Consider the following 3812-nt stretch of genomic DNA (forward strand, 5'->3'; position numbering starts at 1 on the left):
CGCTCAGGCATGAAAGCAAAATTTAATGATAAAGGAGAATTACAATCTCTTGATGTAAAAGATATAACACAGGAAATATTAGATCACTATCGTATTTTACAAGAAAAATTTTATCATAAAAGAAATTCTAAAGATTTGATAGATAGTAGAATAGCTCAAAGTATTAATTTTTTATTGTATGCTCCACTTTTTCGAGAATCAGATATATATATAAAATTAGGTTTAAAATCTGCTGAGATAGAGCGAGAAATACAAGATCCTAACGGTAAGTATGTTAAACAATTAGTAGATGCTAAAATAGTAACTAATATAAATTTAAATACCAAAGAAAATTTAGAAAATAAAACAAATGAAGAAGAAACTAAGATATCTTCAATAATTGAAAAAGCAATAACAAAACTTGAGAAAGACAAAAAAGTAAGTATTGAAGATAAGAAACGAGAAGACATAAAAAAGCATTTATCTAAATCCTTAGAAGGGGTTTCTGATTATATATTAACATTCAAAAAAAATGATTTAGTAGATATAATACATCAAGAATTAGATAAAAGACAAACCTGGTGGTCAAAGATTGTTAATTATATAAGTATAAAATCATATTCCATTTCTAAAGAAAATCTTGAAAAAATAGGAAAAATAATAAATAGTGAAATTAAAAATTCTCATACTCCTTTAAAGGTAGAAGTACAAGAGCAGTTAAAACAAATCTTAAAAGAGTTAAATAGATTAAATAATCCGGCATTGCTGTCAGAAGCTAAAAAGGTTCATGCAAAATCCAAAAAACCGCCTGTTCCTCCAAAACCTGAACATCTCAAAAAAAGGGATCATGGATTGTGATGTCATTCCTGCGAAAGCAGGAATCCAGCATAAAGCGAGATAAATCGAGCTTTTAATTTCAAAAATTTTCTGTATTTATACTTTTTTCTGGATTCCCGCTTTTAGCTAAGAATGACATAAAGAGCCTTGACCGGTCCATGCAACAACGCCATGCGGGCATGACATCGAACACGTTTAATGATCAATGCAATAATAATTTATAATTTATTACTTCCCATAATATTGTAACCGCAATCTACATAATGAATTTCACCGGTAACACCTTGAGATAAATTACTAAATAAATATACTGCTGCTCCTCCTACATCTTCTTGGGTAGTATTACGTTTTAACGGTGCGTTTATAGTGTGAGATTTAAGCATAGTACTAAAATCACCTATTGCACTAGATGCTAGAGTTTTGATAGGTCCTGCCGAAATAGCATTTACTCTAATATTATTTTTTCCCAAGTCGTTTGCTAAATATTTTACACTAGCCTCAAGTGCAGCTTTAGAAATCCCCATTACATTATAATTAGGTATAACTTTTTCAGCACCGTAGTAAGTTAACGTCACAATGCTTCCGCCGTCATACATTAAGGCTTCTGCAGACCTTGAGAGTTCTAAAAGAGAGTAGCATGATATATGTAAAGAATTATGAAAATTTTCTAAGCTAGTATCAACATAACGTCCTTTTAATTCATTTTTATCGGCAAAAGCCATACCGTGAAGTAAGAAATCGAAGCTACCCCATTTTTCTTTTATATCATCAAATAAATCACTAATTGATTTTGGATTCGTAACATCAAGTTCGCTAACAAAATTACAACCTATTTCCTCAGCGAGTGGTTTAACTCGTTTTTCTAGTACTTCCGATTGATAAGTAAACCACAGCTCTGCTCCGTGTTTTTTAGTAAGCTGTGCAATTGCCCACGATATTGACATATTATTTGCAATGCCTGTAATTAAGCCTTTTTTTCCTTGTAGTAACCCTGTAGTCATTTATTTACTCATTATATTAAAACTTGCTGAAATGATAGCATGATGTATTATTTTGTAAACAAATAATCGATAAAAATGTATAAACCTAAAATCATATGTTTACTGTTAGGGATGTTAAGCGGTTTAGTGTTTGCTCCGACTTTCTTTATACCGGCATTATTAACGTTATCTTACTTATGTTATATAGTTCAAAAATCCGAAAATTGGCAAGAAGCCGCAAAATTTGGTTATTTATTTGGTTTTGGGCATTTTTTAAGTGGAATATATTGGATAAGTATCGGTGTTAGCGTTTATATTGCGGATTTTTGGTGGGCAATTCCTTTTGCGTTATTTGGGCTACCTATAGTTTTAGCTTTCTTTATATCGGCAAGCTGCATGCTTAGTTTTTTTGCTAAAAATAATAAATATTACCAATTTATATTCTGTTTATGTTGGGTATTATTTGAGTGGATACGTTCATGGATTTTTACCGGTCTTCCTTGGAATTTGATCGGCTATGCTTTCTCGTTTTCAGATATTTTAATACAGCCTTTAAGTATAATAGGGATATATGGACTTAGTTTTATAGTTATATATATTTCTACATCCGCTTATCCTTTATTTAGCAAGCAATTTACTCAGTTAAAAATATTACTGGTTAGTTCAGTCCTAATATTAACCGTAATTGTCATTTATGGAGCAGTAAGGCTAAGTAATAACCCTACAAATTTCACTGATCTAAAAGTACGATTAGTGCAGCCTTCAATACCTCAAACCGAAAAATGGAATGAAGAAGAATTTTGGCATAATTTAATGCTACATATTAATTTATCGGAAAATTCCGAACCCACCGATTTAATTATTTGGTCTGAAGCAGCATTAGTAGTACCTGATGATATACCACAAGTTAAATCAGAATTATTAAAAATGCTAAATTCTACAAATGCTATTTTGATAACAGGAGGGATCTCGGATAATAAAAAACAAGGTGATGAGTTTGAACTTTACTCAGCTATGTATGCTCTTGATAAAAATGATCATAAATTATTTGAATATCATAAATCACATTTAGTACCTTTCGGTGAGTATATGCCTCTTAAAAAGATACTACCGTTTAAAAAACTAACTTACGGTTTAATTGATTATAAAGAAGGAGACGGAGGGTTTGTTTATCTTGAAAAATATAATCTTAAAATTAAACCTTTAATTTGTTATGAATCTATTTTTCCTGATTTTGTACGGACGAATAATGAAATAGCCGATGTAATAATTAATATTACAAATGATGCATGGTATGGTAAATCAAGCGGTCCATATCAGCATTTTCATATTAGTAGAAATAGAGCCGTAGAGAGCGGTTTACCTATGATTAGAGTAGCAAATAATGGTATTTCAGCTATAGTAGATCCTTTTGGTAGAACAATAAAAAAACTAAATCTAAATGAAATAAATTATACTCAAGGTTTAATTCCTAAAAAACTAACCTCTCCTACTATATTCTCGCAATTTGGTAATTCTACTATTCTATTACTCATCGTTTTTATACTTTTCATTAATTATTTATTAGCCTCAACTCTTGATAACTAAAGGTTTTTAGCATTATTATATTAAATTTTTAATAAAGTTGCTTGATTAAATATAAAGTCATATATACTATATTTAAAGTTGAATAGACTTTATTAATAATTAAAACTTATTGTTAAAATGAATGATTCCATAAAACATCCGGACAAACTCGCAAGTGAACGTTTAAAAGAACGACGTCTTGCTGTAGGTATTAGCCAAAAAGAATTAGGGCAAGCTTTAGATATTAGTGCTCTCCAAGTGAAAAAATATGAAGAAGGTTTAAGTACCTATAAGTAGGTTATATGTTTTTTGCAAAAGTTTTAAATACGCCTTTAAAGTATTTCTTTAATAGTTCTGAAGAAGAAAAGTTAAAAACTGACGATGAAAATACTTCTAATAATAAAATTGAATATCTATTCAAAGAAATAGAAAGTGATTTCTTAAATAATA

The 3812-nt window shown here is 29.7% G+C and carries 4 protein-coding genes; 3 read left to right on the forward strand and 1 reads right to left on the reverse strand.

The features are described 5' to 3' along the window. Positions 1 to 837 (forward strand): DUF5410 family protein (locus tag A452_RS0102255; protein ID WP_017208506.1); only part of this gene is annotated, 837 nt, incomplete at its 5' end. 197 nt (positions 838 to 1034) lie between these two features. Here the strand turns inward: A452_RS0102255 and fabI are convergent. Next, a complete protein-coding gene (gene fabI / locus A452_RS0102260; RefSeq protein ID WP_014412879.1) occupies positions 1035 to 1817 on the reverse strand; it encodes an enoyl-ACP reductase FabI in 783 nt (260 codons plus the stop codon). Positions 1818 to 1892: 75 nt separating this feature from the next. Between fabI and lnt the strand changes: the two genes are divergently transcribed. Further along, positions 1893 to 3383, forward strand: coding sequence for an apolipoprotein N-acyltransferase (lnt, locus tag A452_RS0102265; RefSeq protein ID WP_014412878.1), 1491 nt, complete (start codon positions 1893 to 1895; stop codon positions 3381 to 3383). 117 nt (positions 3384 to 3500) lie between these two features. Then, on the forward strand, positions 3501 to 3659 hold the full coding sequence (locus tag A452_RS11345) for a helix-turn-helix domain-containing protein (protein WP_231289953.1): 159 nt from the start codon (positions 3501 to 3503) through the stop codon (positions 3657 to 3659). Positions 3660 to 3812 lie beyond the last annotated feature (153 nt).

It is taken from the genome of Rickettsia australis str. Phillips (assembly GCF_000273745.1).
GTDB lineage: Bacteria > Pseudomonadota > Alphaproteobacteria > Rickettsiales > Rickettsiaceae > Rickettsia > Rickettsia australis.